Genomic DNA, 25,420 nt, shown 5'->3' on the forward strand with positions numbered 1-25,420 from the left:
TTGATCGTTGGCGTCTCGACAGCGCACATGATCGTCCCAAGGCCGCTCTGTTGTCTGGGGAACGAGGAAACCCGTGGCCGGAACGGTGTTCGAGCCACGGGCTGAGGTTAAACAACAAGCTAGGGCGTGTTTGGCGGATCTTGGGGTGTGGTCTTGTCGGGCCGAGCGCGTAATCGAATGAGGATGTCCGCGATTCGCACAGTCGCCCGGTAACTCGTGGCGAGCTTGTCGTAGCGCGTGGCCAGAGCTCTGAACTGCTTGCGCCGGTTCATCAGCCGCTCCACGCGGTTGCGTCTGCGGTAGGCCTGGCGGTCGAAGGAGGGAGGCCTACCGCCGGCCGACCCGCGGTTGCGGCGGTTGGCCTTCTGGTCCTCACGCTCAGGGATGGTGCAGCCGATGCCCTTGGAGCGCAGGATGCTCCGGTTGGCTGTGGAGCTGTAGGCCTTGTCCCCGGCAAGGGAGTCCAGGCGGGTGCGGGGGCGCCCCGGCCCCGGCCTCTTGACGCGCACGAGGCCCACCAGCACCGGAAGTTGCAGCGTGTCGGCGCCCTGGCCGGGGGTGAGGATGGTGGCCAGGGGGTTGCCGGTGCCCTCGCAGACGGTGTGGATCTTGGTGCTCAGGCCTCCTCTGGACTTCCCGAGGTGCTGGGCGGCTCGTGAGTCCTCGGGGCTGCTCCCCCTTTTCGCGCTCCGGCAGCGTGCTGGTGGGCGCGAACGACGGTGGAGTCGATCTGGGCGTGCAGGTCGGTGTCGTCCTGGGTGTCGATGAGGTGTTCTTCGATGCGGGCCCAGGTGCCGTCGGCTTCCCAGCGCAGCAGTCGTTGGTGGACGGTGCTCCATGGGCCGTAGCGCTCGGGGAGGTCGCGCCAGGGGATGCCGGTGCGGGTGCGGTAGATGATGCCGTTGAGGACTTGGCGGTGGTCGCGCCAGCGGCCGCCGCGCTGTGGTGTGTCCGGGGGCAGTAGCGGGTGGATCAGTTCCCACTCTTCGTCGGTGAGCTCGAATCTGCGGCTCATATTCCGGTTGTAGCCGGTGACGCGCAGCCACAGATCCGAGCTTCTAGATCCGCCAAACACGCCCTAGGGCTATTAGGGCCGGTGCGGCACCCAGAAACCTACCCCACAGGTGCCGCCGTCCGCTTCCGGAATCGGAGGGGAAGAGCGGTTCTGGCTGGCGCCGCCCCACGGGGTGCCCGCCCTGCTGCGAGGCCGCGGGCGGGCACCCCGCCTACTCCAACGACGCATTCTCAGAGGAGAACATCCATGCTCACCCGACAGCGGCGGACCGACCCAGCACCACGGCGTCCAGCAGTACGCCGGTACCGCCCCTATGCGTCATCGCCTCGACTCGCCACCGCCCCTGACAGATCCCGTCTCCCCGGGCCGTGCCGCCACGCCCCACAGGCGCATCCCACCAACCCCGCTTTGCGGGCCTGGTCCACCCGATCGGACGACCGCCGGGACTATACCGCCAACAAGCGCCGCGTCCGTCTTGCAACCGCAGGCCGAACCAGAGCACTGTCCAGCGTGTGGGAACAGCTTCCCGTCTCCGTCGCCATCATCGGCGCCATGCTCCTCGCCGACGCCCTCGGGATCACGGGTTAGAGGCACGGCTCCGGCACACACGACGGTCCGGGCCGTGGCCTGATCCGGCCACGCCGCTGCCCCGATTGCGGGTCGTTGCGATGATCGCGGAGATATCGAGACATCTCGGTACAACGAACATGCTCGCAGGAGAGGGAGACCGTCGTGCCGACAGAGAGGCTGCGCATCGGCGAGGTGCGACGACGGACCGCAGCCGAACTCGAAGCGCTGTGGCGAGCGGACTTCGACGCGTTGGTGACCACCGCAATCGCCGACGCCGAGGGGAAAGCCGGACGCGTCACAGCGGAGACCCTGCGCTCACAGGAATGGATCGAGGACTGGCAGGACGCGCTCACGTGGGCGGAGTCGGAGCTGTCCAGTGCCATGGAGCGGATGGAGTACGAGTCGGACCCGCGCCTGGAGCGAAACCGCGTCCGACTGAAGAGGACCCGCAGGGCTCTGGGGGCGTCCCGCTCACTGCTCAATCAGCGGAGAAAGGCACGCAACTCACATATCAACGCCCGGCAGATGAACGCGAGGCTGACCGCTCAGTCCTGGCTGTGCCGCCATCACGAGGGCGAGGCGCAGGAGGTGCGCCGCGGCCTGCTTCGCAAGGCCGGGCTGCCCGAGGTCTCCCCGCTCAGAGCCGAGGACAGCACGGACGCCTTGGGCTCGATTGAAAGGTGTGTCCGTGCGGGACTGCTGGAGGCTGAGATCACGCCGGATGTAGAGAAGCTCATCGCCCTGCGTGGGGCGGATTTCCGCAATGCCGTCGCCGATGACGTGTCCGATCAGAAGGCACGTCGGGAAGGACTGCGCCATCCTCTCCTCCTCAGGAGGTGGTACGCGGCATTGGTGGAGCTCCAGGAGATGACGCGGCAGACGGCTCGGGGACATGCTGATGGGCAGTTGCCCGCGCTGGACGTCGACGAGCTGCACTCAATGAGCCAGCAGGAGGCGCGGAAGGTCCTGAACGCGCGGCGCTTCTTTCGCGCGTGCCAGCAGCGTCGAGTGGAGTGGAAGCTCGTCGTGCGGCGCGTGCACCACGAAGTCGTCAAGGCCGAGCAACAGGTCGAAGAACCCTGGAGTCAGGCTCGGGCGGAGGCCCAGCGCGTCATCGTGGAGCGCTACCCCGAGCAGTACCAGGCGGTGCTAAAGGTGTTGGCACCGTACTGCGGTCTTTCGGGGCGACTGGACGTCGGCTTGTTCGGGGCTCCGGTCCGGGGCCAGGTGAAGGAAGAGGTGTTGGACGCTTTGGAGTCCGGCACCTGGCGCAAGTTCCTGTAAGTCACGATCGCCAAGTCAGCCGCCATCTCGTTCGATCGCCGCGGTTGGGCGAACAAGGGGAGACTGCCCATCAGATCGGAGGTGGCCCTGTCGGCAACCGGCAGGGCCACTGTGCGGTAGGGGTGAGGTGAGCAGCCGAACTCAGGGGATGTCGACCTCCCAGTCCAATTCGCCGATGGAATTCCCATCGGCGAAGGAATCTCCCGAGCACCGGAAGCTGAGGTCGTGCGTCCTGCAGGTCGCCACAGGGGTAGTGAGCCTCGTGCCGACGTCGAAGAAGGCGTCCTCCTGCACAAAGGCGCGGAATTTGACGTCCTCGCCCGAGATTCGGAACTTGCACGATCCCTCGGCGAAGGAGCTGTTGTTGGCGTTGTTCTCCAGTACGGTGCCAGAGCACTCCGCCTTGTCTGGCGGCTGGAGGGCAGCGGTGGCCGCGGGGGTGGTCAAACCGCTGGCCGCGATGGCAAACACCGCCGCGGCAGCGAGGGGGATGCGTGCGCGCATAGGCGAATCAACTCCGTTTCGTTGGCCTGAGGGATGCATTCTCCTGGGAGTCGCAGGGGTCTCCCGTTTGTTCTGCTGGATGAGGTCGGATCGCCCTTATGTGTCTCCCCGGGGCGCAAGGCGGCCAATCTGATATGTCGCATTTTTTCGTGCTGGCTTAAAGGTACATACTTCCCAAGAAAGTCATATTCGAACATTGCGAATGTTATTCGCGTCTCTTCTCGTGGTTTGGGTGTGGTCTGGGGGTTGATGGCCGAATTGGAGTGGTGCATTGGGTGGCAGCGGGAAGGGGGTGAGGGTGAACTCAGCCACGCATCAGTTCGAATTCCATGAAGGCAGATTCAGTGGTTCTCGCGAGCCCGAAAGGCGGAAGTCGACGCTGAGCCGGTCTCGTCAGCGACCGGCACCTTGTGTCGCTGTACGGTGGTCAGCCGACCCGGCCGGGAGCGGGAGGGCGATGGGGGGCGGGGCCACGTCGTGGGCGTCGCGGCCGTTTGCTTGGCCGCAGAACTCCAGGCCGCTGTCCGCCGCGCCCGGGGGAGCGCCGCGGAAGTAGACCTGGGGGACCCAGCCGGAGTGGCCGTTGGCGGTCCGGCTTACGGCCCACCAGCGGGTGACCGCGTTTCCCAGGTGGAAGGGACTCCCGGCGTCCTGGCAGTGGTACCAGGCGTCACGCTCGGGGTCGAGGTGGCCAACGATCCGGCTCTCGGCTGCTGGGCGGGCGAACAGGGGGATCCGTCCGTTGGGCGCCCAGTCCGGGCAGGACCTGCCGTGGACCCGCCACACGCGGTCCCCGACGGCCACGGTGACCCAGTGCGGGTGGAAGCAAGGGCGCACGTCCCTTTCGGTGGATGAATCCGGGCCGCCAGGCTGTGCCCTGAAGCGGCCGACTGCCTCTCCTGCCTCGCCCGACCGGATCTTGGGGCGGTGGTCGCTGAATCCGGCCACCGGGAGTACGGACGCCGTGGCGCTGCCCGTGGCCGGATTGGGCGCGGCGACGGCCCCGATCGTGAGCAGAAGCAGGGCGCCGGCGGCGGTGGCGAGCGCCTGGGTGCCGCGCCGCCGCGGGCGCACGTCGGTTCCGCCCTCACCCCTGGTGTGCGCGGAGTGTCTCCACATAGTGACGTACTGTTACACACCTCCGTTGGTGGTGGCGGTAGGCGGGGGAGGATCGCCGTGTCGTGGACGCCCGGCGCACGGCCGCGAGAGCCTGTCCCCGTCGGTGCGGAGGGTGACGGTTTTTTGCTGTGAATACGGCAGGATGGAACCATGCAGCCTTCGGACTACTCAATGCACGGCGCGATCGACCTCGGTGCCCGCAAGGCGGCCTTGGAACGCGAGGCCAAGCGGCAGGCCCAGGAGTCGTCGGGCACAGCGAACCCCTACGCCATCGACGTCAACGAGGAGAACTTCCAGAGCGAGGTCCTGGAGCGCTCGATGAGCGCCCCGGTCGTGCTCGCCGTCCTGCAGGCCAGTTCTGAGCAGTCGTCGCAGGTCGAAACGGCCATCGACCGGCTGGCCGTCGGCGCTGGCGGGCAGTGGGCCGTCGCCAAGATCGACGTTCAGGCCAGCCCGCAGCTCGCTCAGGCGCTGCGTGTGCCCGGCGCCCCGATGGTGGCCATGGTCATCGGCGGCCAGGTCGTGCCCGGCCCCGCGGGTCCCGCGACCGAGGCACAGCTGCGCGAGTGGCTGACCCAGATCTTCGACGGCCTCAAGCAGCAGGGCGTGCTCCCGCAGGAATACACCGGGCTCGGCCCGGAGGACGCTGAGGGAGCCGAAGAGCAGAGCGGCGGCGAGCAGGCGGCCCAGGACCCCGTGGACGTCGAGGCACAGGAAGCCCTGCAGCGCGGCGACTTCGCCGCCGCCGAGGCCGTGTACGCCAAGGCGGTCGAGGCCGACCCCTCCAGTGAGGAGGCCAAGCTCAAGCTTGCCCAGGTCCGCCTCGTGGGGCGCGTGCACGCACTCGACGCCAACGCGGCGCGCAAGGCCGCGGCCGACAACCCCGACGACGTGGCGGCGCAGATCAACGTCGCCGACATCGACATGTACGGCGGCAAGTTCGAGGACGCCTTCGAGCGGCTTATCGGCACGGTCCAGCGCACCTCCGGCGACGACCGGGACGCCGCGCGCAAGCACCTGCTGACCCTGTTTGAGGTGCTCCCGTCCGGTGACCCCCGCGTCGCCAAGGCCCGGCGCGGCCTCACCGCCGCGCTCTTCTAGCCCTGCGGGACCGATCACCGGCCCAGGTCACCGATCGCTGCGATGGTCGCCCCGCTCCGGCCCGGCTCTGGCTAGAGGTCAGGGCGGTGCCGCAGTGGGGCGACGGTGCCGCGGCACCGTCGCCCGTGGTGCCGCGTGCCGGCCGTGCTCCTTCTCTTCAGGCGCGGGGATCGGTGGTCCGCGCCGACGCAGCCGCTCGTGTGCCGCGTGATCCGCGTTGATCAGCAGGTCAGCGGGGTAGGACCCGTGACACACGCGTGTACGGATCCGAAGCCGGGTGGTGCCCGATGACCTATGTGGTGACGATCTCCGCGACCTACGGGGCCGGAGGCAGCGTGATCGGGCCCGCCGTAGCGGAGCGGCTCGGCGTCCCGTTTCTGGACCGCGCCATCCCCGGTGCGGTCGCCCGGCAGATCGGCTGCTCCCTCGAAGACGCGCTGGAGCACGACGACCGCGCCGCCACTGGGTTCGAGCGGCTGCTGGCCAGCGCCGCCCGACTGCCCACCGTCACTCTGGGCAGCGTCGACTCCACCTTCCTCGGTGCCACCGACGACCAGGGGCGGCTCCTGTACGACGAGGAGTTCGTCGAAAAGACCGAGCAGGTCATCGGTGAGGTCGCCGCCAGCGGCGGTGTCATCCTCGGCCGCGCCGCCGCGTCCGTCCTCTCCGAGCACGGCACGGCCCTGCATGTCCGCCTCGACGGCTCAAAGGACCGGCGGCTCGCCCAGGCCGTCAAGATGCGGGAGTCGGCGCGGGAGGAGGCGCTGATACGGGGCGACGACCGCGAGGCCGCAGGGGCGGCCTGGCACCCGCCGACCATGCGCGACCTGGAGGACAACGACCGCGCCCGCGCCGCCTACGTCCGCCGCTTCTACCGGGTCGATCCGGCCTCGCTCTCCCTCTACCATCTGATCATCGACTCGACCGTCATCGGCCCTTCCGCCTGTGTCGACGTGATCGAGCGCCTGGCGCGTGAACGCGCCGGAGAGCCCGACGGAGGGTCCGGCATCGCGCCCGAAGAACGCGAAACCGGGTAATGTGGCAGGGTTCACCAACCTCTGGCAACGGTGCGGCCCAGTGGTCCGACCACAGCGTGAGCGTGAACACCTACTCGTCGGTAATGTCCGATTTCACGGTCTCTTCCGCGCGCGGTCATCAGAGGTGATGGCACCATGAAAGATGCGCCGGAGCACCGTGACAGTGCAGGCGAGCGCGGCAGATCCGTGAAATTGAGGAGCATTTCGTGGCCACCCTTCCCAGCGTTTCCTACTCCATAACGGTTCGTCTCGAACTCGACGGGGGTGGCAGCGCGGTAGGCAGCCTGACCAACGCCGTCGAGCACGTCGGCGGCATGATCACCGCGCTCGACGTGGCGCAGGCCGGCCACGAGCGGATCCGCATCGACGTCACCTGCGCGGCACGCGACACCGACCACGCGCAGGCCATCATCGACGCCCTGGGCGCCATCGAAGGCGTCGTCGTGCACAAGGTCAGTGACCGCACCTTCCTGATGCACCTCGGCGGCAAGATCGAGATGAAGTCGAAGGTGCCGCTGCGCAACCGCGACGAGCTCTCCATGGCCTACACGCCCGGCGTGGCCCGTGTCTCCCAGGCCATCGCGAACAACCCCGACGACGCCCGCCGCCTGACCATCAAGCGCAACAGCGTCGCCGTCGTCACCGACGGCTCGGCCGTGCTGGGCCTGGGCAACATCGGCCCCGAGGCCTCCATGCCCGTCATGGAGGGCAAAGCGGCCCTGTTCAAACGCTTCGCCGACATCGACGCCTGGCCCATCGCCCTCGACACCCAGGACGTCGACGAGATCGTCCGCACCGTCCAGGTGCTCGCCCCCGGCTTCGGCGGCATCAACCTGGAGGACATCTCCGCGCCCCGCTGCTTCGAGGTCGAAGCCCGCCTGCGCGAGCTGCTCGACATCCCCGTCTTCCACGACGACCAGCACGGCACCGCCATCGTCGTGCTCGCCGCCCTGCGCAACGCCCTGCGCGTGGTCAATAAGAACCTCAGCGAGGTCCGCATCGCGATGTCGGGTGCGGGCGCGGCCGGCACCGCCATCCTCAAACTGCTCATGCACGCCGGGGCCAAAGACGTCATCGTCTGCGACGTCCACGGCGCCGTGCACCAGGGCCGCGAGCACCTCGACGAGAACCTGACCTGGATCGCCGAGCACACCAACGCCGCGGGCTTCAGCGGCGACCTCAAGGGCGCCGTCAAGGGCGCCGACGTCTTCATCGGCGTCTCCGCGCCCAACATCCTCTCCGGCTCGGACATCGCCGAGATGAACGAGGACTCGATCATCTTCGCGCTGGCCAACCCCGACCCCGAGGTCGACCCGGAGGTGGCCCACCTGCACGCCTCCGTCGTCGCCACCGGCCGCAGCGACTACCCGAACCAGATCAACAACGTCCTGGTCTTCCCCGGGTTCTTCCGCGGACTGCTCGACGCGCAGAGCCACTTCGTCGACTCCGACATGATGGTGGCCGCGGCGAAAGCCATCGCCGACGTCGTCACCGACGACGAACTGGGCCCGCACTACATCATCCCGAGCGTCTTCCACACCGACCTCGCCCAGCACGTCGCCTCCGCCGTGCGCGAGGCCGCCACACGCGGCCGGAACGACTAGCCACCGCCTGTGGGCGGCGCGCCGGGCGGGGTGGCGCCCGCCCGGCTCACGGGGTAGGTGTGGAGCTATGGACCAGCCGACGCTGACCGGTCGCCTGCTGGTGGCGACCCCGATGCTGTCCGAGCCCGAGTTCCGGCGCGCGGTCGTCTTCGTGATCGATGACGACGACTCCGAGGGCACCCTCGGTGTGATCGTGAACCGCCCCTCGGAGCTCCTGGTCGACGACGTCCTGGGCGACTGGAGCGGCTACGCCACCGACCCCGCCGTCATGTTCGCCGGAGGCCCGGTCGGCACCGGCTCCGGACTCGCGCTCGGCATGCCCGGTACCGACGACGCCCCGCTCGGCTGGCGTCCCCTGGCCAACCTGGAGGAGGACGCCACCGTGCCCCGGCTCGGCCTGATCGACCTGGACACGCCACCCGAGATCATCGGCGGCGCGCTCGGCCGGTTCCGCGTGTTCGCCGGGTACACAGGGTGGAGCAAGGGGCAGCTGGACGCCGAGATCGAGGAGGGCGCCTGGTACGTCCTCCCGGCTCTGGCCGAGGACGTCTTCTCTCCGACGCCGGGCTCCCTGTGGTCGCGGGTGCTGCGCCGCCAGGGCGGTGATCTCGCCTTGGTATCGACTCTCCCGGACGACCCGACGTTGAACTGAATTCCGTCCTCTGCGGATACCGTGGGATGAGACGTAGGAGGTGTGAGGGCACGATGGCCATGGACGTTGTCAACAAGGTGCTCCCGGAGAGCGAGACCCGCCCCGACATTTCGCACGACGATGGCGACCGCGAGCGGTTCGCCCATTACGTGCAGAAGGACAAGATCACGGAGAGCGCGGTCACCGGATCCCCCGTGATCGCCCTGTGCGGCAAGGTGTGGGTGCCCAACCGCGATCCCAAGAAGTTCCCGGTCTGCCCCGAGTGCAAGAAGATCTACGAAGAGATGATGGCCGCCTGATCCAGGGCCACGGCTCTCGCTTTCGTAGACGCCGCGGGGCCGTGACGGCATTTGTCCGTCTCGGCCCTTCGTGCTGCAGGGGGCGAAGCAGGCGCGGTACGCTCCTTGCGACGGGAACGCCGGATCCGGCCCGACGGCGGGGGATCACGCCGTACGCGGCCGCGGTCGGCGCTCCACGGGATCCGCAATCCGGGCGGCACGCACCGGAGCTCATCGCCCGCGCCCCCCAGCACTTTCGTCGGCGGGTGGGCGTGCGGCCTTGTCACCACAGGTAGGGCATATGGTCTCCACAAGTGAACGGCGCCCGACACGAGGCGGGCGCCGACGCGCCCCGCGTGGCCGACGCGGCAGGTCCAATCCCCGAATGACCGTCGGCGACATCGCACGCGGCATCGTCCGCCTCATCGGCGAGCTGCTGTTCACCGCCGGTGTCCTGATGTTGTTCTTCGCGGCGTACGAGGTCTACGGCAAGCAGTTCGAGACCCAGAAAGAGCAGAACGAGCTCGCCCAGGGGCTCGAAGAGCAGTGGAAGGAGCCCAAGGGGCCCGATTCCGAGCCGCTGCCCGGGTCGGCCAACGCCCGCATGTACATCCCCGATCTCGACCTGCAGTGGGTGGTCGTCAACGGGGTCTCGCAGGAGGACATCAAGTACAGCCCCGGCCACTACACCGGAAACGCCGAGGCCGGGCAGCCGGGCAACTACGCCGTCGCCGGACACCGCACGCCGGGCATCTTCTGGGACCTCGACCAGCTGGACGATGGCGACACCATCGTCCTGGAGGACCAGGACAACTTCTACACCTACGAGGTCATCAAGGAGCAGGTGGTCACGCCGGACAACGTGTGGGTGGTGGACCCCGACCCGTTCGACAAGAAGAACAACGATGACCCGGAGCGTTCCCTGCTGACCCTGACCACCTGCGCCCCGAAGCTGAACAACACCCACCGGCTGATCGTCTGGGGCGAGCTCTCCGACACCCGGCCCAAGGACCAGGGCATGCCCGAGAGCATCGCCGACATGGCACCGGAGAACGCGGACGCCTAGAAGCGGCCGCGCCGAAGGAAGCCGACGGAAAAAGGAACGGGGTTACACGCACCGATGTACGGATTGATCTGGCGCCTTCTCCCGGGCCCGGTCCCGGTGAGGCTCGTGCTGGCGCTCGCACTCATCGCGGGTGCGGCGGCCCTGCTGTGGTATGTCGTATTCCCTTGGATCGACCCCTACATGCCGTTCAACGACGGCGCCGTGGACGTCCCGGGGAACTAGTTGGACCTATTGCACCTACTGGGCTCCGCCCCCGGATCCGCGCGGGATCCGGGGGCGCCGTATGCCACCGGTGGGCAGGGGCGGCGGGACAGGGCGGGCGGAACGTGACGAACGCGCTGCTGGCGTGACGCCTGCCCGGTCCCTGCGGGCGGTTACCCTCGTCCGGGTGAGTATCAGGGGATTGGCAGCATGACGCTTCTTGAGACCAGCACGTCGGAACGCCTGAGTGGCCTGCGCCAATGGCAGCGCGAGGCCTATGAGGAGTACTTCCGGAGGAACCCGCGGGACTTCCTCGCGGTGGCCACGCCCGGAGCGGGCAAGACCACCTTCGCGCTGACGCTGGCGAGCGAGCTGCTCGCCCGCCACGTGGTCCGTTCCGTCACCATCGTCTGCCCCACCGAGCACCTCAAGAAGCAGTGGGCCGAGTCCGCCGCCCACTTCGGGATCGCGATCGACCCTGACTTCAAGAACGGCCAGGGCGCCCTGGGGCGGCAGTACATCGGCGCGGCCGTCACCTACGCGCAGGTCGCCGCGCACCCGATGCTGCACCGCAACCGCACCGAGGCGCGCCGCACCCTGGTCATCTTCGACGAGGTTCACCACGCGGGCGACGCGCTGTCCTGGGGCGACGCCGTGCGCGAGGCGTTCGACCCGGCGGCGCGGCGGCTGTCCCTGACCGGGACGCCGTTCCGCTCCGACGTCAACCCCATCCCGTTCGTCGACTACGTCCAGGACCATAACGGTGTGCGCCGCTGCTCCTGGGACTACAGCTACGGCTACGCCCCCGCGCTCGCCGACAACGTCGTCCGCCCGGTCGTCTTCATGGCCTACTCCGGCGAGATGCGCTGGCGCACCCGCGCGGGAGACGAACTCGCCGCCCGGCTCGGCGAGCCGCTCACCCAGGACGCGCTGGCCCAGGCCTGGCGGGCCGCGCTGGACCCCAAGGGCGACTGGATCAAGAAGGTGCTGACCGCGGCCGACCGGCGGCTCACCGAGGTGCGCAAGGCCACCCCCGACGCCGGCGGCCTGGTCATCGCCACCGACCACGAGGCCGCTCGCGCCTATGCGCGGATCCTGCGCCAGATCACCGGCACCGGCGCCACGGTGGTGCTCTCCGACGACCCCACCGCCAGCAGGAAGATCAAGCGGTTCGCGGAGTCCGACGACCGCTGGATGATCGCGGTGCGCATGGTCTCCGAGGGCGTCGACGTACCCCGGCTGATGGTCGGCGTGTACGCCACCTCCACCAGCACGCCGCTGTTCTTCGCCCAGGCGGTGGGGCGCTTCGTGCGTGTCCGCAGACGGGGTGAGGTCGCCTCCGTCTTCCTGCCGTCGGTACCCACCCTGCTGGAGTACGCGGGGGAGATGGAACGCGAGCGCGACCACGTGCTCGACCGCCCCCTCAAGGAGGGGGAGGAGCCGGAACAGGACCTCATCGACGAAGCGCGCAAAAAGCGCGACACCCCCGACGCCGGTGACGAGCTCCCCTTCGAGACGATGGAGTCGGCCGCCGAGTTCGACCGCGTGCTGTACGACGGCTCGGAGTTCGGCAGCGGGGCGCCCGGTTCTCCCGAAGAAGAGGACTTCCTCGGCCTGCCCGGGCTGCTGGAGCCCGAGCAGGTGTCCCAGCTGCTGCGCAAGCGCAAGGCCGAGATCCATGCCCAGCAGCGCAAGGCGCCCAAGGAGGAGCCGAAGCAGGCCGCCACCCACGAGGTCGTCGCCGAACTGCGCAGGGAACTGCAGACCCTGGTCGGTGCGTGGCATCACCGCACGGGCAAGCCCCACGGCGTGATCCACACCGAGCTGCGCAACGCCTGCGGCGGGCCGCCCATCGCGCAGGCCTCGCCCGAGCAGATCCGTGAGCGGATCGCTCGACTGCGCTCCTGGGCCACCAGGGGCCGGTAGGCGGGCCGCCGCAGGACCCGTTGGCTCGCCGATTGCCGGAAAGATCGGCAAATAGTTCGCCATGATGACGTGTCGGCGATCACGGATGCCGCAGGGGATCGCTACAGTCCGTGATCATGAACCGTGCTGGAAGAGCATTTGGCAAAGCACCGTTCGGTATCTGGGGCGGCCTGCTGTTCACCGCGCTCGCCCTGGCCGGGCTGGTCCTCACGGGCGCCGCCCGCCCCGAGGAGCCTGCCGGCGGGGACGTGCGCGCGCGTGGGAGTGATCCCGTGTGCCCGCCGGATGCCGACGCCTCCTCGCGGACCACTGGCGGCCCGGGCCTGGGCCACAACCACCTCAGCCCCGAGGAGGCCGCCGAACTCGACCAGCAGCTCAACGAGGCTCTCGTCACCCAGCAGGCCCCGGCCAAGGGCCTCAGGCGAACGGTGCCGACCATCGTCCACGTGATCTCGGCGAGCGACGGCCGGGGGGACCTCAGCGACTCCACGATCTCTGACCAGATCAACACCATGAACCGCGGCTTCAGCGGCGGCTACGGGTACGGCGTTGACACCGGGTTCCGATTCGAGCTGCGCGCGGTCACCCGCACGGTCAGCGACTCCTGGTTCGGCGACTTCGTCGGGCACGAGGCAGCCATGAAGAAAAAGCTGCGCCGCGGCGACGCGGGGACGCTCAACCTCTACACGGTGAACCTGCCCGACGGGATGCTCGGGCGGTCCACCTTCCCGCAGGACTACACCGATTCGCCCAAGCTCGACGGCGTTGTCGTCGACTACCGCTCGGTCCCCGGCGGCGAGCGGGAGAAGTTCAATCTCGGCTTCACCGCCACCCATGAGACCGGGCACTGGCTCGGCCTCTTCCACACCTTCCAGAACGGGTGCGAGCACCCGGGCGACTACGTCGACGACACCCCCTTCGAGCGCGAGCAGGCGGCCGGCTGCCCGGAGGGGCGCGACACATGCGACCAGACCGGGCGGGACCCCGTCCACAACTTCATGAACTACAGTGACGACCCCTGTATGAGCCACTTCACCCGGGGGCAGCGAGAGCGTATGACCGAGCACTGGGCGGCCTTCCGCACCTAGGGCGTTCGCGGCCGTCCGCGGCCGACCGGCAACGCCCGCGCGCCGGTCACCTGTCGCCGTAGGCGGCATCGGGTGTGCGCCCGCGCGCCCGCAGCGATCCGGGGCGGACATCCACCCCCGATAGACTCGGCGTCATGGCAGCGACCAACACCTACCTGACCGGTATCCAGACCTCGGGCATGCCCCACATCGGCAACTACATCGGTGCGATCAAGCCCGCGCTGGCCGCGGCGCGCGAGCACGACACCCTGTACTTCCTCGCCGATTACCACTCGCTCAACTCGGTCAAGGACCCCGAGAAGCTCCGCAGCGACATCCGGTCGGTCGCCGCCACATGGCTCGCCTGCGGACTCGACCCCCAGCGGACCGTCCTCTACCGCCAGTCCAGCGTCCCCGAGGTGTTCGAGCTGGCCACCATCCTGGCCACCGTCACCGCCAAGGGCCTGATGAACCGGGCGCACGCCTACAAGGCCGCCCGCGACCGCAACGAGGCGGCCGGTGTCGCCGACCTCGACGCCGGCGTCAACATGGGGCTGTTCAACTACCCCATCCTGATGGCCGCCGACATCCTCATCATGGAGGCCGACTGCGTGCCGGTCGGCCGCGACCAGGTGCAGCACATCGAGTACACGGCCGACATCGCCGGGAGCTTCAACCACCTCTACGGCGACTCCTACGCGTTCCCGATCCCCAAGGGCGTGTTCCCCGAGGGGGAGGCGAGCGTCCTGCCCGGCGTAGACGGCCGGAAGATGAGCAAGTCCTACGACAACCACATCCCGCTCTTCCTGCCCGAGAACAAGCTGAAGAAGCTGGTGCGGCGGATCCCCACGGACTCCACCCCGGTCGAGGCACCTAAGGACCCCGACATCTCCGTGCCCTTCCAGCTGCTGGCCCAGTTCGCGGCCGAGGAGCACACCACCGCCACCCGCAAGCGGCTCGAAGAGGGCGGCATGGGCTGGGGCGACCTCAAGAACGAGCTGTTCGAGGTGTTGAACTCCACCTTCGGCCCGATGCGCGAGCGCTACGAGGAGCTCATCGCCCCCGACAGCGACCTCGACGACATCCTTGAGGCGGGTGCGGTCCGGGCGCGCGAGCGCGCCCAGGCGACACTCGGCAAGGTCCGCGCCGCCATCGGCATCGACTGAGCCGCCGCTTCCGCCGCGACGCACGCGAAGACATCGGGGCGGGCCGTCTCTCCGGGCGGCCCGCCCCGCGGGTTCTTCTCGGCGGCGTAGGTGCTGCGGTCGTGCGCGTACCGGTCCCCGGGGAGCCCGGGGAGCCACCTCCCCGGGCTCCGCACGGTCAGGCCAGGACCGGCTTGCCCCGCAGCTCGACGCCCTGTTCGGCCAGGGAGCGCAGCGCGGCGTCCGTGGTTTCCTCGGCCACTCCGGCTGTCAGATCCAGCAGCACGCGCGTGTCGAACCCGGCCTCGACGGCGGACAGGGCGGTTGCGCGCACGCAGTGGTCGGTGGCGATGCCCACGACGTCCACGTGAGTGACGCCGCGATCACGCAACCAGTCCGCCAGCGGCCGCCCGTTGTCGTCGGTGCCCTCGAACCCGCTGTAGCCGTCGCTGTACTGGCCCTTGCTGAACACGGCGTCCACGTCGTCGGTGTGGAAGTTCGGGTGGAACTCGGCGCCGCTGCTGCCGGCCACGCAGTGCCGCGGCCAGGAGGTGACGAAGTCCGGTGTGTCGGAGAAGTGCGCCCCGGGGTCGATGTGGTAGTCGCGCGTTGCCACGACGTGCACGTAGTCGTCGCGGTGGTCGGCGATGAAGCGCGACACCTGCGACGCCACACCGGAGCCGCCGCTGACGGCCAGGCTCCCTCCCTCGCAGAAGTCGTTCTGCACGTCGACGACGATCAGTGCCTTCGACATCTTCCGCTCCTCCTTCCGCGCGTCGGTGCGGTCAGTCATGGGTGCAGGCGCTCGAACTGGGTGGGGATGGCGGGCTCGCCGCCGGACATCCTGCGGGCCTCCTCCGGCAGCTCCGCCAGCGCGGCCTTGTGGCGCTCGCGGGCGGTGGGCAGCGGCTCGGTGCCGACGATCTCGCCTTTGTCCACGAGCTGACGCAGCAGCGGCCGCACCCCCGGCTCCTTCTCCGGTTCGTGGTCGTAGACGATCTCCGCGGTGGCGACGCCCTGGTCGTCCAGCCGCCGTGACCCCCACTTGCGCCCGCCCCTGCTCGGCTTGCCCACGGACCGCTTGGCCACCGGCTCCAGCCGGTCATCGGGGGCGGAGCCGCGCGCACGCGCGACCAGCTTGTAGACGAGGGACACCGTCGGCGAGCCCGAGCCGGTGACCAGCGCGGTGCCCACGCCGTAGCCGTCGACCGGGGCGATCGCCAGGGCCTGGATGGAGTACTCGTCGAGGTCGCCGGTGACCAGGACACGGGTGCCGTTGGCCCCGTGCTGGTCGAGGAGGTCGCGGACCCGCGCGGCGGTGGCCGCGAGATCGCCGGAGTCGAGGCGCACGCCGCCGAGTTTCTCCCCGGCCAGTTCGATCGCTGTGCGTACCGCCCGCTCGACGTCGAAGGTGTCCACCAGGAGGGTGGTCTCGGGGCCGAGGGCGTCGAGCTGCGCGGTGAACGCGTGCCTCTCGCTGTCGTGGGCCAGCACGAAGGCGTGCGCGCTGGTGCCGGCGGTCGGTATCCCGTAGCGGCGGCCGGCCTCCAGGTTCGAGGTGGTGGCGAAACCGGTGAGGTAGGCGGCACGGGCGGCGGCGACCGCGGACATCTCGTGGGTGCGGCGGGATCCCATCTCGATCAGGGGGCGTCCGTTGGCGGCGGTCACCATGCGGGAGGCGGCCGACGCGATGGCGGAGTCGTGGTTGAAGATGGACAGCGCCACGGTCTCCAAGATCACGGACTCGGCGAAGGTCCCCTCGACCACGAGGATGGGGGAGCCGGGGAAGTAGATTTCGCCCTCGCCGTAGCCCCAGATGTCGCCGGAGAAGCGGTATTCGGCCAGCCACTTCAGCGTGGAATCGTCCACGATGCCGTTATCGGACAGGAAGTCGAGCGTGGGGGTATCGAACCGGAAGTCGCGTAGCGCCTCCAGGAAGCGCCCGGTTCCGGCCACCACTCCGTAGCGTCGTTGGTCGGGGAGTCGGCGCGCGAACATCTCGAACACGGTCCGTCGGTGTGCGGCACCGCTGCGCAACGCCCCCTGGAGCATCGTCAGCTCGTACCGGTCAGTGAGGAGCGCACTGCTCCAGTCGTCGGTCATAACGGTCAAGGTTAGTTTGTGTCTCTCGGTAACAAAATATCCGACCTCCTCTGACACTCCACCCGGGCACCCTGTGAATGATGGGAGAATGCATTGTGAGGATGCCTGTGCGAATCGGTGCCCCGCTCGGTGTCCGGGACACATGCGCGCGCCGCTACGCACAGCCCGCACAGAGGAAAGGGTGAGGGAGCCATGACGACGGCGCCGGTCGAGCTGGAACGACCGGACATCGAGGAGGATGTGCGCCCGCAACTCCCCTGGGTGACAATCGTCTGGAACGATCCCATCAACCTGATGTCCTACGTCACCTATGTTTTCCAGACCGTCTTCGGCTACTCGAAGCGGAAGGCGCACAAGCTCATGCTCGACGTCCACTACAAGGGCCGCGCCGTGGTCTCCAGCGGGACCCGTGAGGAGATGGAGCGCGATGTCCAGGTGCTGCACCAGTATGGTCTGTGGGCGACCCTGCAGCACGACGAGTGATGGGCCACGGGTGGCGAGCAGACACGATGATGGGCACCGTCCTATGGACCGCGGAGCAGTGACGACATGACCAAGGGATTCCGGCCCGAGTCCGGCGGGGTCGCCATCGACTTGGACGCGGACGAGTCAGCGGTGCTCCGCTCCATGGCCGCGCTGCTCCTGGACATGGTGGAGGCCCCCGAGCCACGGGGCGAGCTCGCCGAACTCGTCGGTATCGGCGGCAACTCGGAGAAGCCTGACGACCCCGTGCTCGCCCGCCTCTTCCCCGACGCCTACGGCGACGACACCGAGGCCTCGGGGGACTTCCGCCGCTACACCGAGGACGATCTCCGCCTGCACAAGCGGAAGAACGCGCAGACCATGCTGGCGGAGCTTCCCGCGGTCGGCGGAACCCTCCACCTCGATCTCGGCGATGCGCACGCGTGGATGAAGGCGATCAACGACGTTCGCCTCGCCCTCGGCACCCGCCTGGGCGTCGACGAGGAGACCTATGCCCGGGAGGAGCGTGGCGAGCTGGACGAGGGCGACGCCGCCGCGCTGCACATCTACGACTGGCTCGGCAGCTTGCAGGAGTCGCTGGTCCAGTCGTTGTTCGGGGTGAGCGGCCCGGACGACGACGAGCTGGAGGACTGAGGTGCCGACGGCGCGGCCCCGTAGCCGCACGGCCGAAGGTGGTCGGGGCGCGAGGGAAAAGTCATACCCAGTGGGTGGGTAGGGAAATATTCTCGGATACGCTGAGGACCATGCTGAGGATCGACCGCGCGATCTACGACAAGATCGTCGACCACGCCCGCCGCGACCACCCGGACGAGGCGTGCGGTGTCGTCGCCGGGCCGGAGGGTTCCGACCGGCCGGAACGGTTTATCGAGATGGTCAACGCCGAGCGCTCCCCGACCTTCTACCGCTTCGACTCCATGGAGCAGTTCAAGGTCTGGCGCGAGATGGACGAGCGCGACGAGGAACCGGTGGTCATCTACCACTCGCACACCGCGACGGAGGCCTACCCCTCGCGTACCGACATCTCCTACGCCTCCGAGCCCAACGCGCACTACGTGCTGGTGTCCACGCGCGACCCCGAGACGGTTGAGTTCCGCTCGTACCGGATCGTCGACAGCGAGGTTACGGAGGAACCAGTGGAGATCACCGGAGTCGGCTGACACCTCCCACGGGGGCACGCAGAGGGGCGGAGGCGACCATCCACGATCTCCCACACGCGACACCGTTGGAATCACGGATGGGCGGCGCCTGTTGCACACCAACGGGGCGGGGTTCCGCACCCGGGCCCGCCTCGCACCGCACACGCGGGCACGATTGACCGCACACACGACCACACAGCATTGTTACGGAGAGACGCTCATGGCCATCAAGGTCAGCATCCCCACCATCCTGCGCAATCTGACCGATGGCGCGAAGTCCGTCGAGGGCGAGGGCGCGACGCTCGCCGAGCTGATCACAGACCTGGACAAGCGCTACCCGGGCCTCGCCGAGCGCCTCGTCGAGAACGGCAAGCTGCGCCGCTTCATCAACGTCTACCTCAACGACGAGGACGTGCGGTTCGTCGGCGGTATCGAGGCGACCCTTTCCGACGGCGACACCGTGACCGTCCTGCCGGCCGTGGCCGGCGGCATGCGCTGACCAGCGACCACTATGCGCTACGACTCTCTCCTCGACTCGCTCGGCCGCACCCCGCTCGTGGGGCTGCCGAGTTTCTCACCCACGCCCGACGTCCGGCTGTGGGCGAAGCTGGAGGACCGCAACCCGACCGGTTCGATCAAGGACCGCGCGGCGTTCTACATGATCGAGCAGGCGGAGAAGGACAGCCGGCTCTCCCCCGGATGCACCATCCTGGAGCCGACCTCCGGAAACACCGGCATCTCCCTGGCCATGGTCGCCAAACTGCGCGGCTACCGCATGGTCTGCGTGATGCCGGAGAACACCTCGGCCGAGCGCAAGCAGCTGCTGGAGATGTGGGGCGCCGAGATCCACCTCTCCGCGGCTGAGGGCGGCTCCAACGAGGCGGTGCGGGTGGCCAAGGTTATGGCCGAAGAGCACCCGGACTGGGTGATGCTCTACCAGTACGGCAACCCGGCCAACGCGCGCGCCCACTACGAGACCACCGGCCCGGAGCTGCTTGCCGACCTCCCCGAGATCACGCACTTCGTGGCCGGGCTCGGCACCACCGGCACGCTGATGGGCGTCGGCCGGTACCTGCGCGAGCAGCGGTCCGACATCAAGATCGTCGCGGCGGAGCCCCGCTATGGCGAGCTCGTCTACGGCCTGCGCAACATCGACGAGGGATTCGTTCCGGAGCTCTACGACGAGACCGTCCTGACCACGCGCTACTCCGTCCCCTCCGAGGCCGCGCTCCGACGGACCCGCGAGCTGCTCACCAAGGAGGGCATATTCGCCGGTATCTCCACCGGCGGCGCCCTGCACGCGGCGCTGGGCATGGCCCAGAAGGCGGCGAAGGCGGGCGAACGCGCCGACATCGCCTTCATCATCGCCGACGCCGGGTGGAAGTACCTGTCCACCGGCGCCTACGAAGGCACCTTGGAAGAGGCCGAGGAGCGCCTCGACGGCCAACTCTGGGCCTGATCCGGACCTGAGAAGGGGTCTTGGTTTCCCCCTGGCCGAACGTGGTCAGCCACCGGTCCCACCTGTGCCCGGTATCCGCTCTCCGACCAGCGTTCGCGGGGGTTCCCCTGAGTGTCCGCAGGGGAACCCCCGCCGCCCACCGGGGTGAAGCGCTACGTCGTGCGGAGGAGGCGCGGTCCCGGCCCCCGCGCCAGCCCCGCCCGTGGGAGGTACGCGTCCAATCGCGACATCCCCCACCCCTGTTCACCGAACTCCGGCTGCTGCCACAACTGGAGAACGCCGGGTTCGATTTCCCCGCGGGGGCGTGGACCAGGTGACTCGGCAGGCCGCCTGACCACGAGCGGCCGCAGCGGTCGCAGAGCGCCTACACCACCGCCGTCTTCGGCAAGCACCTGAAGGGCGAGCGGGGACCGACCCTCGACCGGAAGTCCCCCGAGCACCCCGACGCGCGGCCCATCGACGAGCGGCCGCCGACCGCCGCTCCCCCCACCGATCAGTGCGGCGCATCGCCAACCAGCGCCGGATCCCCTGTCGAAGGGGCCCGGCGTCCGCACGGGGAACCACGTTCGGTTCAATGGTCAGCATGGCCCGATTCGATACCGCGACATCGGTCGATCCGCTCGGTCCCGGCCGCTACTCCGCTGACCTGGACCCCGGCTACCTCGTGGGCCAGGCCATGAACGGCGGCTACCTGATGGCCGTCCTGCAGCGCGCGGCGCTGCGGGAGTCCTCCCACCCCCACGCCGTGGCGTCGTCCTTCCACTTCCTCCGCCCCGGCGCCGCTGGGGCGGCAGAGATCGAGGCCAGCGTCCTCAAGTCCGGGCGCACCGTAACCACGGTCCAGGTCGACATCGGTCAGGGCGGTCGTCCGGTCGTCACCGGCACCATCGCCACCGCCGCGCTGGATCCCGACGCCACCCCCGCCTACGAGGCGCCGTCGGCGTCCGTGCCGCCGATCGACCGCTGCCCCCGCTACGAACCGCGCCCCCGACGCGCGGGCGGGTCCCCGTTTCCCGAACGCATCGACCAGTACCTCGCCCCCGAAACCTGGGAACGCCTGCGGCACGGGGGCAGCGATGGCGGCGAAGGCCGCGTCCCCGACCTCTGCGGCCATGTCCGCCTCAGCGAGGCGGACGGCGGCCTGGGGGACGACCCGTGTCTCGTGCTGCCGCTCGCCGTCGACGCGCCACCATCGGTGATCACCGTGTTCGGCACCCGGAGTTGGGCGCCGACCGTCGAGCTGACCTGGCACATGCGTGCCATTCCCGCGCCCGGACCGCTGGCCTTCCGCTCGCGGGCGCACGCGGTGGTCGACGGCTGGTTCGACGAGACCCTCGACCTGTGGGATGTGAAGGGACGATTGGTCGCGCAGAGTCGGCAGCTGGCCAGGCGAGGACGCTAAGACATGCTCGGAAACCTACTTGACCAGGGAAAATATGATGGGTTGCATCTTGTGAAGAAGTCACGTGTGATTCACGACGCGTGAGATGAGGCCCACATTATGTACCACCGGAGCGGTCATTGGGGTAGACCCGTAACACGGAGAACAAGGAGACTCCCACCTCGCGACATATCCGCTTCGCCGCGTGAGTCTTCGCGGAGGCAGCTCATCGAAAAGGCAATTGCGACGTGCGACTAACGATCATCGGCTCAGCGGGGAGCTTCCCCGGCCCCGCCAGCCCCGCCTCCTGTTACCTGCTGGAGGCTGGAGACTTCCGGATGCTGCTCGACCTGGGCAATGGTGCCCTCGGAGCACTCCAGAGGTACGTCGACATCTACGACATCGACGCCATCTACCTCAGCCACCTGCACGCCGACCACTGTTTCGACCTCTGCTCCTACTGGGTGGCCCGCACCTTCCCACCCGGAGGACGCAAACCCCGCATCCCCGTCTACGGTCCCACCGGCGTCGCCGATCGGATGGCGGAGGCGTACGGTCTGGAACCCGATCCGGGCATGACCGAGACCTTCGAGTTCCGGGAGCTGACGCCGGGACAGATGCGTATCGGTCCGTTCAACGTCCAGGTCGACGTGGTGAACCACCCCGTTGAGGCCTACGGCATCCGCCTGGAACACGACGGGACAACGCTGACCTACAGCGGAGACACCGGGGCCTGTGACGAGATCATCGACCTCGCTCGGGACACCGACCTCTTCCTCTGCGAGGCTTCGTTCCACGATCACCGGGAACACCCCAAGGACATGCACCTCACCGGAAGTGAGGCGGGTGAGCACGCGCAGAGCGCGGGAGCGCGCCGACTGGTCCTCACGCACCTGGTTCCGTGGAACGACGACGACCGGACGTACGAGGAGGCGCGGAGCACCTTCAGCGGACCGATCGACCTCGCGTGGCCGGGCGCGGTCTACGAGGTCGGTGCCGAAGGGTCCCAAGACGTGCGACGAACAGACGCGGGCGCGGCCACGGCCGCGGTGCGTCGCTTGACCGAACGCCTGTCCTGAACCACAGGGCCGCCGAGCGGTGAACCGTCACCGCTGAGCCGCGGCCCAGGCAGGTCACTAGCGCCCCGCGGGTGCACGCGACGGCGAGCGGTGTGTCATCGGACACCGGCGCCCGCCTGCCACAACTGCGGGGCCACTTCCTCCCCTCACCCTTCTCCACACCCCGTCATCCCCCCATCACGCGCCTCACTTCTCGCCGCCCGCCCCGCTGTCCCCGTCCCGGGCGTCGGCAGCCAGCACCCGCGAGGCCGTCGCTGCCGTGGCTTCCAGTAACTGCTCGTCCTCGTCCAACGCGCTGTGCGCCGTGATGGACATCAGCATTCCGGGCAGGTGGAGATCGATTTCGGTGAATATCTCACCCTCGGTCAGCGATGCGATGCCCCCGATCTCCTCCAAAGCCGGTGTGGTGAAGTAGTTCGGATTACCGCGCGCGACGTCCGGCACGTCGCCGGGGTACCTCACCTCGCTGCGATTCGGCTCGAAGGTCACCAGGATCACCTGGCTTCCCGTGCTTTGCGCGTAGCCGGCCCAGGAGCACTCAAGCCGCTGGTCCGCTCGTACCTCGGTGAACTCCGGCTCGGTCAACCGGTCGGTGATGTCGGCCAGGTCTCCCGTGAGCCCAGTGGACCCGCACGACGCGGGAAGCGGGAGGGGCTTCACCGCCTCCGGGGCGGTGCCCTCCGCGGATTGACCGTCCTCCGGTGAGGCGATGTCGCTGGAACCGGACACGGGACCGGGGCCGGAATCGGCGGTGGGCCTCGGCGTCGCTGTGTCGGGGATAGCCGTCCCGCCCCACTCCTTCCACCGCGGTTCAGGCGATGCCCCCGACGGGCTCGTGGCGTCCGGCGGGGACGGGGCGTTCTGGTCGGTGGCACAGCCGACCGCCAAGCCCGCGATTACCGCGGCGATGACGCCGAGCCTCCAGCGGACGTCCGGGGCATTCCGCGGACTGACTGTCATGGGGGAAAACCTCTGCCATTAAAGGAAAGCGGGACGGTGGCCCCATAGTTTCATCCTGTGCGCGGGCCCCGGCATCGGGTGACCGGGCCGTAAGCGAAGGGAGACGGGACGAGGATAGAGAGCGGGAGGCGCAGTCCGTCGGGTGGGTGAATCCGGCCATCCGCCTCGGGCGCTCGCCGTCGCCGATAGGCTCAGCTTTATGGCTCGACCCGACGGACGCGCTCCGAATCAACTCCGGCCCGTAACCATCACCCGCAACTGGCTCCGCCACGCGGAAGGCTCCGCCCTCATCGAATTCGGCGACACGCGTGTGCTGTGCGCCGCAAGCGTTGAAGACGGCGTTCCGCGCTGGCGCCGCGGAACGGGCGAAGGCTGGGTCACTGCCGAATACGCGATGCTCCCGAGAGCGACCGACACCCGAGGCGCACGAGAGTCGGTGAAGGGCAAGATCGGTGGGCGTACCCACGAGATCTCGCGCCTGGTCGGCCGCTCCCTGCGCGCGGTCGTGGACTTCAAAGCGATGGGGGAGCACACCATCACCCTCGACTGCGACGTCCTGCAGGCTGACGGGGGAACCCGCACCGCGGCCATCACCGGCGCCTACGTGGCGCTGGCGGACGCGGTCAAGTATCTGCGCAAGCGTCGCAACCTGAAGAACAACCCGCTAACGGGGTCGGTGGCCGCTGTCAGTGTCGGCATCGTCCAGGAGCAGGCCAGGCTCGACCTCAACTACCTGGAGGACTCGGTCGCGCAGACCGACATGAACGTCGTTGTCACCGGGGACGGGCGCTTCATCGAGGTCCAGGGCACGGCTGAGGGCGCTCCGTTCGAACGTACGGCGCTCGACGGGCTCTTGGACCTGGCTGTTGGCGGGTGTGCCGAACTCACCGAAATGCAGAAGAAGGCCCTTGCGGGATGAGTGCACGCACGACGATTGTCCTGGCGACGCGCAACGCGAAGAAGGTCCCGGAGATGCAGGCGATCCTCAGCGAAGCCGGGCTCGACGCCGAGGTCGTCGGGTTGGACGCCTACCCGGACGCTCCAGAGGTGCCGGAGACCGAGCCTACGTTCGCCGGTAACGCCCTGCTCAAGGCGCGCGCCATCGCCAAGCACACGGGACTGCCCGCTGTCGCGGACGACTCCGGGCTCCGAGTTGACGAACTGAACGGCATGCCAGGAGTGCTGTCAGCGCGTTGGTCCGGCCGTTTCGGCGACCAGTCGGGTGACAAGGACCTGGCCAACCTGGAACTCGTGCTCGATCAGCTGGCCGACACCCCCCATGAACGACGTGGAGCGGAGTTCGTGGCGGCGGCCGCGATCGTGCTTCCGTCAGGCACCGAAGAGGTCGTCGAGGGTGTGATGCGCGGGCACCTTATCGACAAGCCCCGTGGGGGGAGCGGTTTCGGTTACGACCCGATCTTCGTTCCGGAGAACGAGCACCGGACCACGGCCGAGATGAGCGCCGAGGAGAAGAACGCGATCAGCCACCGCGGAATCGCCTTCCGCCGACTGGCGGCGCGCCTCCACGAGCTGCTCTAACCGTACGCGGAGCGACAGAGCAACGGGCAAGCGTGATGCTGGTCCGTCCGCCCGAGGCTGGGGCCGACGGGCCGGCACCACGGCCTCTCCGCCCCTGGTGCGTAGCTTCGGCGGGGTCCCAGGAGCCTCAGACGCCGATTCGCGTCCCCGGAGCGCATGAGGTACGGTCTTCACCGGCGTCGGACAGCTTCTCCCAGAGAAGTGATCCGATCACCCTCGGTCACGTTAAAATCGTTCGAACCATGCGTTGCGAGCGTGTAAACTGGATCGAGCAGGAGGCCGAGAACCGAACATCCCGTCGGATGGGCGGTCGGCCCAACCTCGTCAGTGGACGAAGCGGACGCTCGGCGGCCGTGTCCACCAAAGCCAAGATCAACTTCTCGATGTCACTACTACTGGTGGTGCTGTAGCGGGTCTCGGTTGGTACTTCACTGAAACGTGCGAACAGCAAGCAAGACCAGTGGAAATGACGAGGAGGATTCCTTCTTTTGAGGGGAATCCGCAAAATCGCCAGTTTGGCGGGTTGCGGAAGCCCTGATAAAGTCGGAGACATAACAAAGCGGAACGCACCGCCTCTGCAGAAGAGCCGGACCGGGCTGATGGCCGGGTTGGTTTGTATGGGATGAGCGGTTGTTTCTTGAGAACTCAACAGCGCGTGTTTGTTTTTCTTTCAGCCAAGTTTGTTTTGGCCCCTTGTGAGCACACGGAACC

General features: G+C 68.4%; 28 protein-coding genes. 21 read left to right on the forward strand and 7 right to left on the reverse strand.

The genetic code is table 11. The features are described from left to right. Window positions 1-119 precede the first annotated feature (119 nt). A protein-coding gene (locus ABD259_RS25025) for an IS5 family transposase (RefSeq protein ID WP_344165662.1) occupies window positions 120-1,015 on the reverse strand; the annotation gives its coding sequence in 2 pieces (ribosomal slippage) (window positions 120-649 and window positions 649-1,015; 897 coding nt in all). A 732-nt stretch (window positions 1,016-1,747) separates the two neighbouring features. Between ABD259_RS25025 and ABD259_RS25030 the strand changes: the two genes are divergently transcribed. Continuing rightward, complete coding sequence (locus ABD259_RS25030) at window positions 1,748-2,869, forward strand: hypothetical protein (RefSeq protein WP_344165665.1); 1,122 nt, start codon at window positions 1,748-1,750, stop codon at window positions 2,867-2,869. 141 nt (window positions 2,870-3,010) lie between these two features. On the opposite strand, the gene ABD259_RS25035 is transcribed toward ABD259_RS25030, so the two are convergent. Together ABD259_RS25035 and ABD259_RS25040 are read right to left on the reverse strand one after the other, a co-directional pair. Next, a complete protein-coding gene (locus tag ABD259_RS25035) occupies window positions 3,011-3,373 on the reverse strand; it encodes a hypothetical protein (RefSeq protein WP_344165668.1) in 363 nt (120 codons plus the stop codon). A 393-nt stretch (window positions 3,374-3,766) separates the two neighbouring features. Next, entirely contained in the window at window positions 3,767-4,492 is a 726-nt protein-coding gene (locus ABD259_RS25040) for a hypothetical protein (RefSeq protein ID WP_344165671.1), read from the reverse strand. A gap of 150 nt (window positions 4,493-4,642) precedes the next feature. On the opposite strand from ABD259_RS25040, the gene ABD259_RS25045 reads away from it, so the two are divergent. The 10 genes from ABD259_RS25045 to ABD259_RS25090 all read left to right on the forward strand — a co-directional run bounded on the left by ABD259_RS25045 (window position 4,643) and on the right by ABD259_RS25090 (window position 14,590). Continuing rightward, the gene (locus tag ABD259_RS25045) at window positions 4,643-5,593 is read left to right on the forward strand and encodes a tetratricopeptide repeat protein (protein WP_344105217.1); all 951 of its coding nucleotides are present in this window, start codon (window positions 4,643-4,645) and stop codon (window positions 5,591-5,593) included. Between the two features lie 287 nt (window positions 5,594-5,880). After that, on the forward strand, window positions 5,881-6,630 hold the full coding sequence (locus tag ABD259_RS25050) for a cytidylate kinase-like family protein (RefSeq protein ID WP_344165683.1): 750 nt from the start codon (window positions 5,881-5,883) through the stop codon (window positions 6,628-6,630). A 206-nt stretch (window positions 6,631-6,836) separates the two neighbouring features. Next, window positions 6,837-8,234 (forward strand): NAD-dependent malic enzyme, encoded by a 1,398-nt coding sequence (locus tag ABD259_RS25055; RefSeq protein ID WP_344105215.1) that lies wholly within the window; start codon window positions 6,837-6,839, stop codon window positions 8,232-8,234. Window positions 8,235-8,301: 67 nt separating this feature from the next. Further along, the gene (locus tag ABD259_RS25060; RefSeq protein WP_344105213.1) at window positions 8,302-8,886 is read left to right on the forward strand and encodes a YqgE/AlgH family protein; all 585 of its coding nucleotides are present in this window, start codon (window positions 8,302-8,304) and stop codon (window positions 8,884-8,886) included. A 53-nt stretch (window positions 8,887-8,939) separates the two neighbouring features. Further along, a complete protein-coding gene (locus ABD259_RS25065) occupies window positions 8,940-9,185 on the forward strand; it encodes a DUF3039 domain-containing protein (protein WP_344105210.1) in 246 nt (81 codons plus the stop codon). 280 nt (window positions 9,186-9,465) lie between these two features. Then, complete coding sequence (locus ABD259_RS25070) at window positions 9,466-10,230, forward strand: class E sortase (protein WP_412759421.1); 765 nt, start codon at window positions 9,466-9,468, stop codon at window positions 10,228-10,230. Window positions 10,231-10,284: 54 nt separating this feature from the next. Next, window positions 10,285-10,452 carry a hypothetical protein gene (locus ABD259_RS25075; protein ID WP_344165674.1) on the forward strand — a complete coding sequence of 56 codons (168 nt, stop codon included), beginning with the start codon at window positions 10,285-10,287 and terminating at the stop codon, window positions 10,450-10,452. Window positions 10,453-10,641: 189 nt separating this feature from the next. Then, a complete protein-coding gene (locus tag ABD259_RS25080) occupies window positions 10,642-12,357 on the forward strand; it encodes a DEAD/DEAH box helicase (RefSeq protein WP_344105205.1) in 1,716 nt (571 codons plus the stop codon). A gap of 116 nt (window positions 12,358-12,473) precedes the next feature. After that, window positions 12,474-13,445 (forward strand): zinc metalloprotease, encoded by a 972-nt coding sequence (locus ABD259_RS25085; protein WP_344105203.1) that lies wholly within the window; start codon window positions 12,474-12,476, stop codon window positions 13,443-13,445. A gap of 134 nt (window positions 13,446-13,579) precedes the next feature. Further along, entirely contained in the window at window positions 13,580-14,590 is a 1,011-nt protein-coding gene (locus tag ABD259_RS25090) for a tryptophan--tRNA ligase (RefSeq protein ID WP_344105201.1), read from the forward strand. A 157-nt stretch (window positions 14,591-14,747) separates the two neighbouring features. On the opposite strand, the gene ABD259_RS25095 is transcribed toward ABD259_RS25090, so the two are convergent. Continuing rightward, window positions 14,748-15,323, reverse strand: a complete 576-nt coding sequence (locus ABD259_RS25095; RefSeq protein ID WP_344165677.1) for a nicotinamidase — start codon at window positions 15,321-15,323, stop codon at window positions 14,748-14,750. Window positions 15,324-15,358: 35 nt separating this feature from the next. Continuing rightward, entirely contained in the window at window positions 15,359-16,672 is a 1,314-nt protein-coding gene (locus tag ABD259_RS25100; RefSeq protein ID WP_344105197.1) for a nicotinate phosphoribosyltransferase, read from the reverse strand. 192 nt (window positions 16,673-16,864) lie between these two features. Between ABD259_RS25100 and clpS the strand changes: the two genes are divergently transcribed. The 7 genes from clpS to ABD259_RS25135 all read left to right on the forward strand — a co-directional run bounded on the left by clpS (window position 16,865) and on the right by ABD259_RS25135 (window position 22,210). Next, window positions 16,865-17,155 (forward strand): ATP-dependent Clp protease adapter ClpS, encoded by a 291-nt coding sequence (gene clpS, locus ABD259_RS25105; RefSeq protein WP_017620876.1) that lies wholly within the window; start codon window positions 16,865-16,867, stop codon window positions 17,153-17,155. Window positions 17,156-17,221: 66 nt separating this feature from the next. Continuing rightward, window positions 17,222-17,788, forward strand: a complete 567-nt coding sequence (locus tag ABD259_RS25110; protein WP_344105194.1) for a DUF2017 domain-containing protein — start codon at window positions 17,222-17,224, stop codon at window positions 17,786-17,788. A 110-nt stretch (window positions 17,789-17,898) separates the two neighbouring features. Beyond that, complete coding sequence (locus ABD259_RS25115; protein ID WP_344105192.1) at window positions 17,899-18,312, forward strand: M67 family metallopeptidase; 414 nt, start codon at window positions 17,899-17,901, stop codon at window positions 18,310-18,312. Window positions 18,313-18,511: 199 nt separating this feature from the next. Beyond that, complete coding sequence (locus ABD259_RS25120; RefSeq protein WP_344105190.1) at window positions 18,512-18,790, forward strand: MoaD/ThiS family protein; 279 nt, start codon at window positions 18,512-18,514, stop codon at window positions 18,788-18,790. A gap of 12 nt (window positions 18,791-18,802) precedes the next feature. Further along, a complete protein-coding gene (locus tag ABD259_RS25125; RefSeq protein ID WP_344165680.1) occupies window positions 18,803-19,750 on the forward strand; it encodes a PLP-dependent cysteine synthase family protein in 948 nt (315 codons plus the stop codon). Window positions 19,751-20,333: 583 nt separating this feature from the next. Beyond that, window positions 20,334-21,152, forward strand: coding sequence for a thioesterase family protein (locus ABD259_RS25130; protein ID WP_344105186.1), 819 nt, complete (start codon window positions 20,334-20,336; stop codon window positions 21,150-21,152). A gap of 227 nt (window positions 21,153-21,379) precedes the next feature. Continuing rightward, complete coding sequence (locus ABD259_RS25135; protein WP_344105184.1) at window positions 21,380-22,210, forward strand: MBL fold metallo-hydrolase; 831 nt, start codon at window positions 21,380-21,382, stop codon at window positions 22,208-22,210. A gap of 186 nt (window positions 22,211-22,396) precedes the next feature. Here ABD259_RS25135 and ABD259_RS25140 read toward each other — a convergent pair whose 3' ends face one another. Beyond that, window positions 22,397-23,170, reverse strand: coding sequence for a hypothetical protein (locus ABD259_RS25140; protein WP_344105182.1), 774 nt, complete (start codon window positions 23,168-23,170; stop codon window positions 22,397-22,399). A 199-nt stretch (window positions 23,171-23,369) separates the two neighbouring features. Here ABD259_RS25140 and rph point away from each other — a divergent pair, with 199 nt between their 5' ends. From rph to ABD259_RS25155, 3 genes are all read left to right on the forward strand, one after another. Beyond that, on the forward strand, window positions 23,370-24,089 hold the full coding sequence (rph, locus tag ABD259_RS25145) for a ribonuclease PH (RefSeq protein ID WP_344105180.1): 720 nt from the start codon (window positions 23,370-23,372) through the stop codon (window positions 24,087-24,089). Beyond that, complete coding sequence (rdgB, locus tag ABD259_RS25150) at window positions 24,086-24,709, forward strand: RdgB/HAM1 family non-canonical purine NTP pyrophosphatase (protein ID WP_344105178.1); 624 nt, start codon at window positions 24,086-24,088, stop codon at window positions 24,707-24,709. Before rph ends, rdgB begins: the two co-directional genes overlap by 4 nt. A 242-nt stretch (window positions 24,710-24,951) precedes the next feature. Continuing rightward, the gene (locus ABD259_RS25155; protein WP_344105176.1) at window positions 24,952-25,119 is read left to right on the forward strand and encodes a hypothetical protein; all 168 of its coding nucleotides are present in this window, start codon (window positions 24,952-24,954) and stop codon (window positions 25,117-25,119) included. 18 nt (window positions 25,120-25,137) lie between these two features. Here the strand turns inward: ABD259_RS25155 and ABD259_RS25160 are convergent. Continuing rightward, window positions 25,138-25,420: hypothetical protein (locus tag ABD259_RS25160; protein ID WP_344105174.1), on the reverse strand; the 283-nt coding region annotated here is incomplete at its 5' end.

It is taken from the genome of Nocardiopsis rhodophaea, assembly GCF_039530945.1.
Taxonomy (GTDB): Bacteria; Actinomycetota; Actinomycetes; order Streptosporangiales; family Streptosporangiaceae; genus Nocardiopsis_C; species Nocardiopsis_C rhodophaea.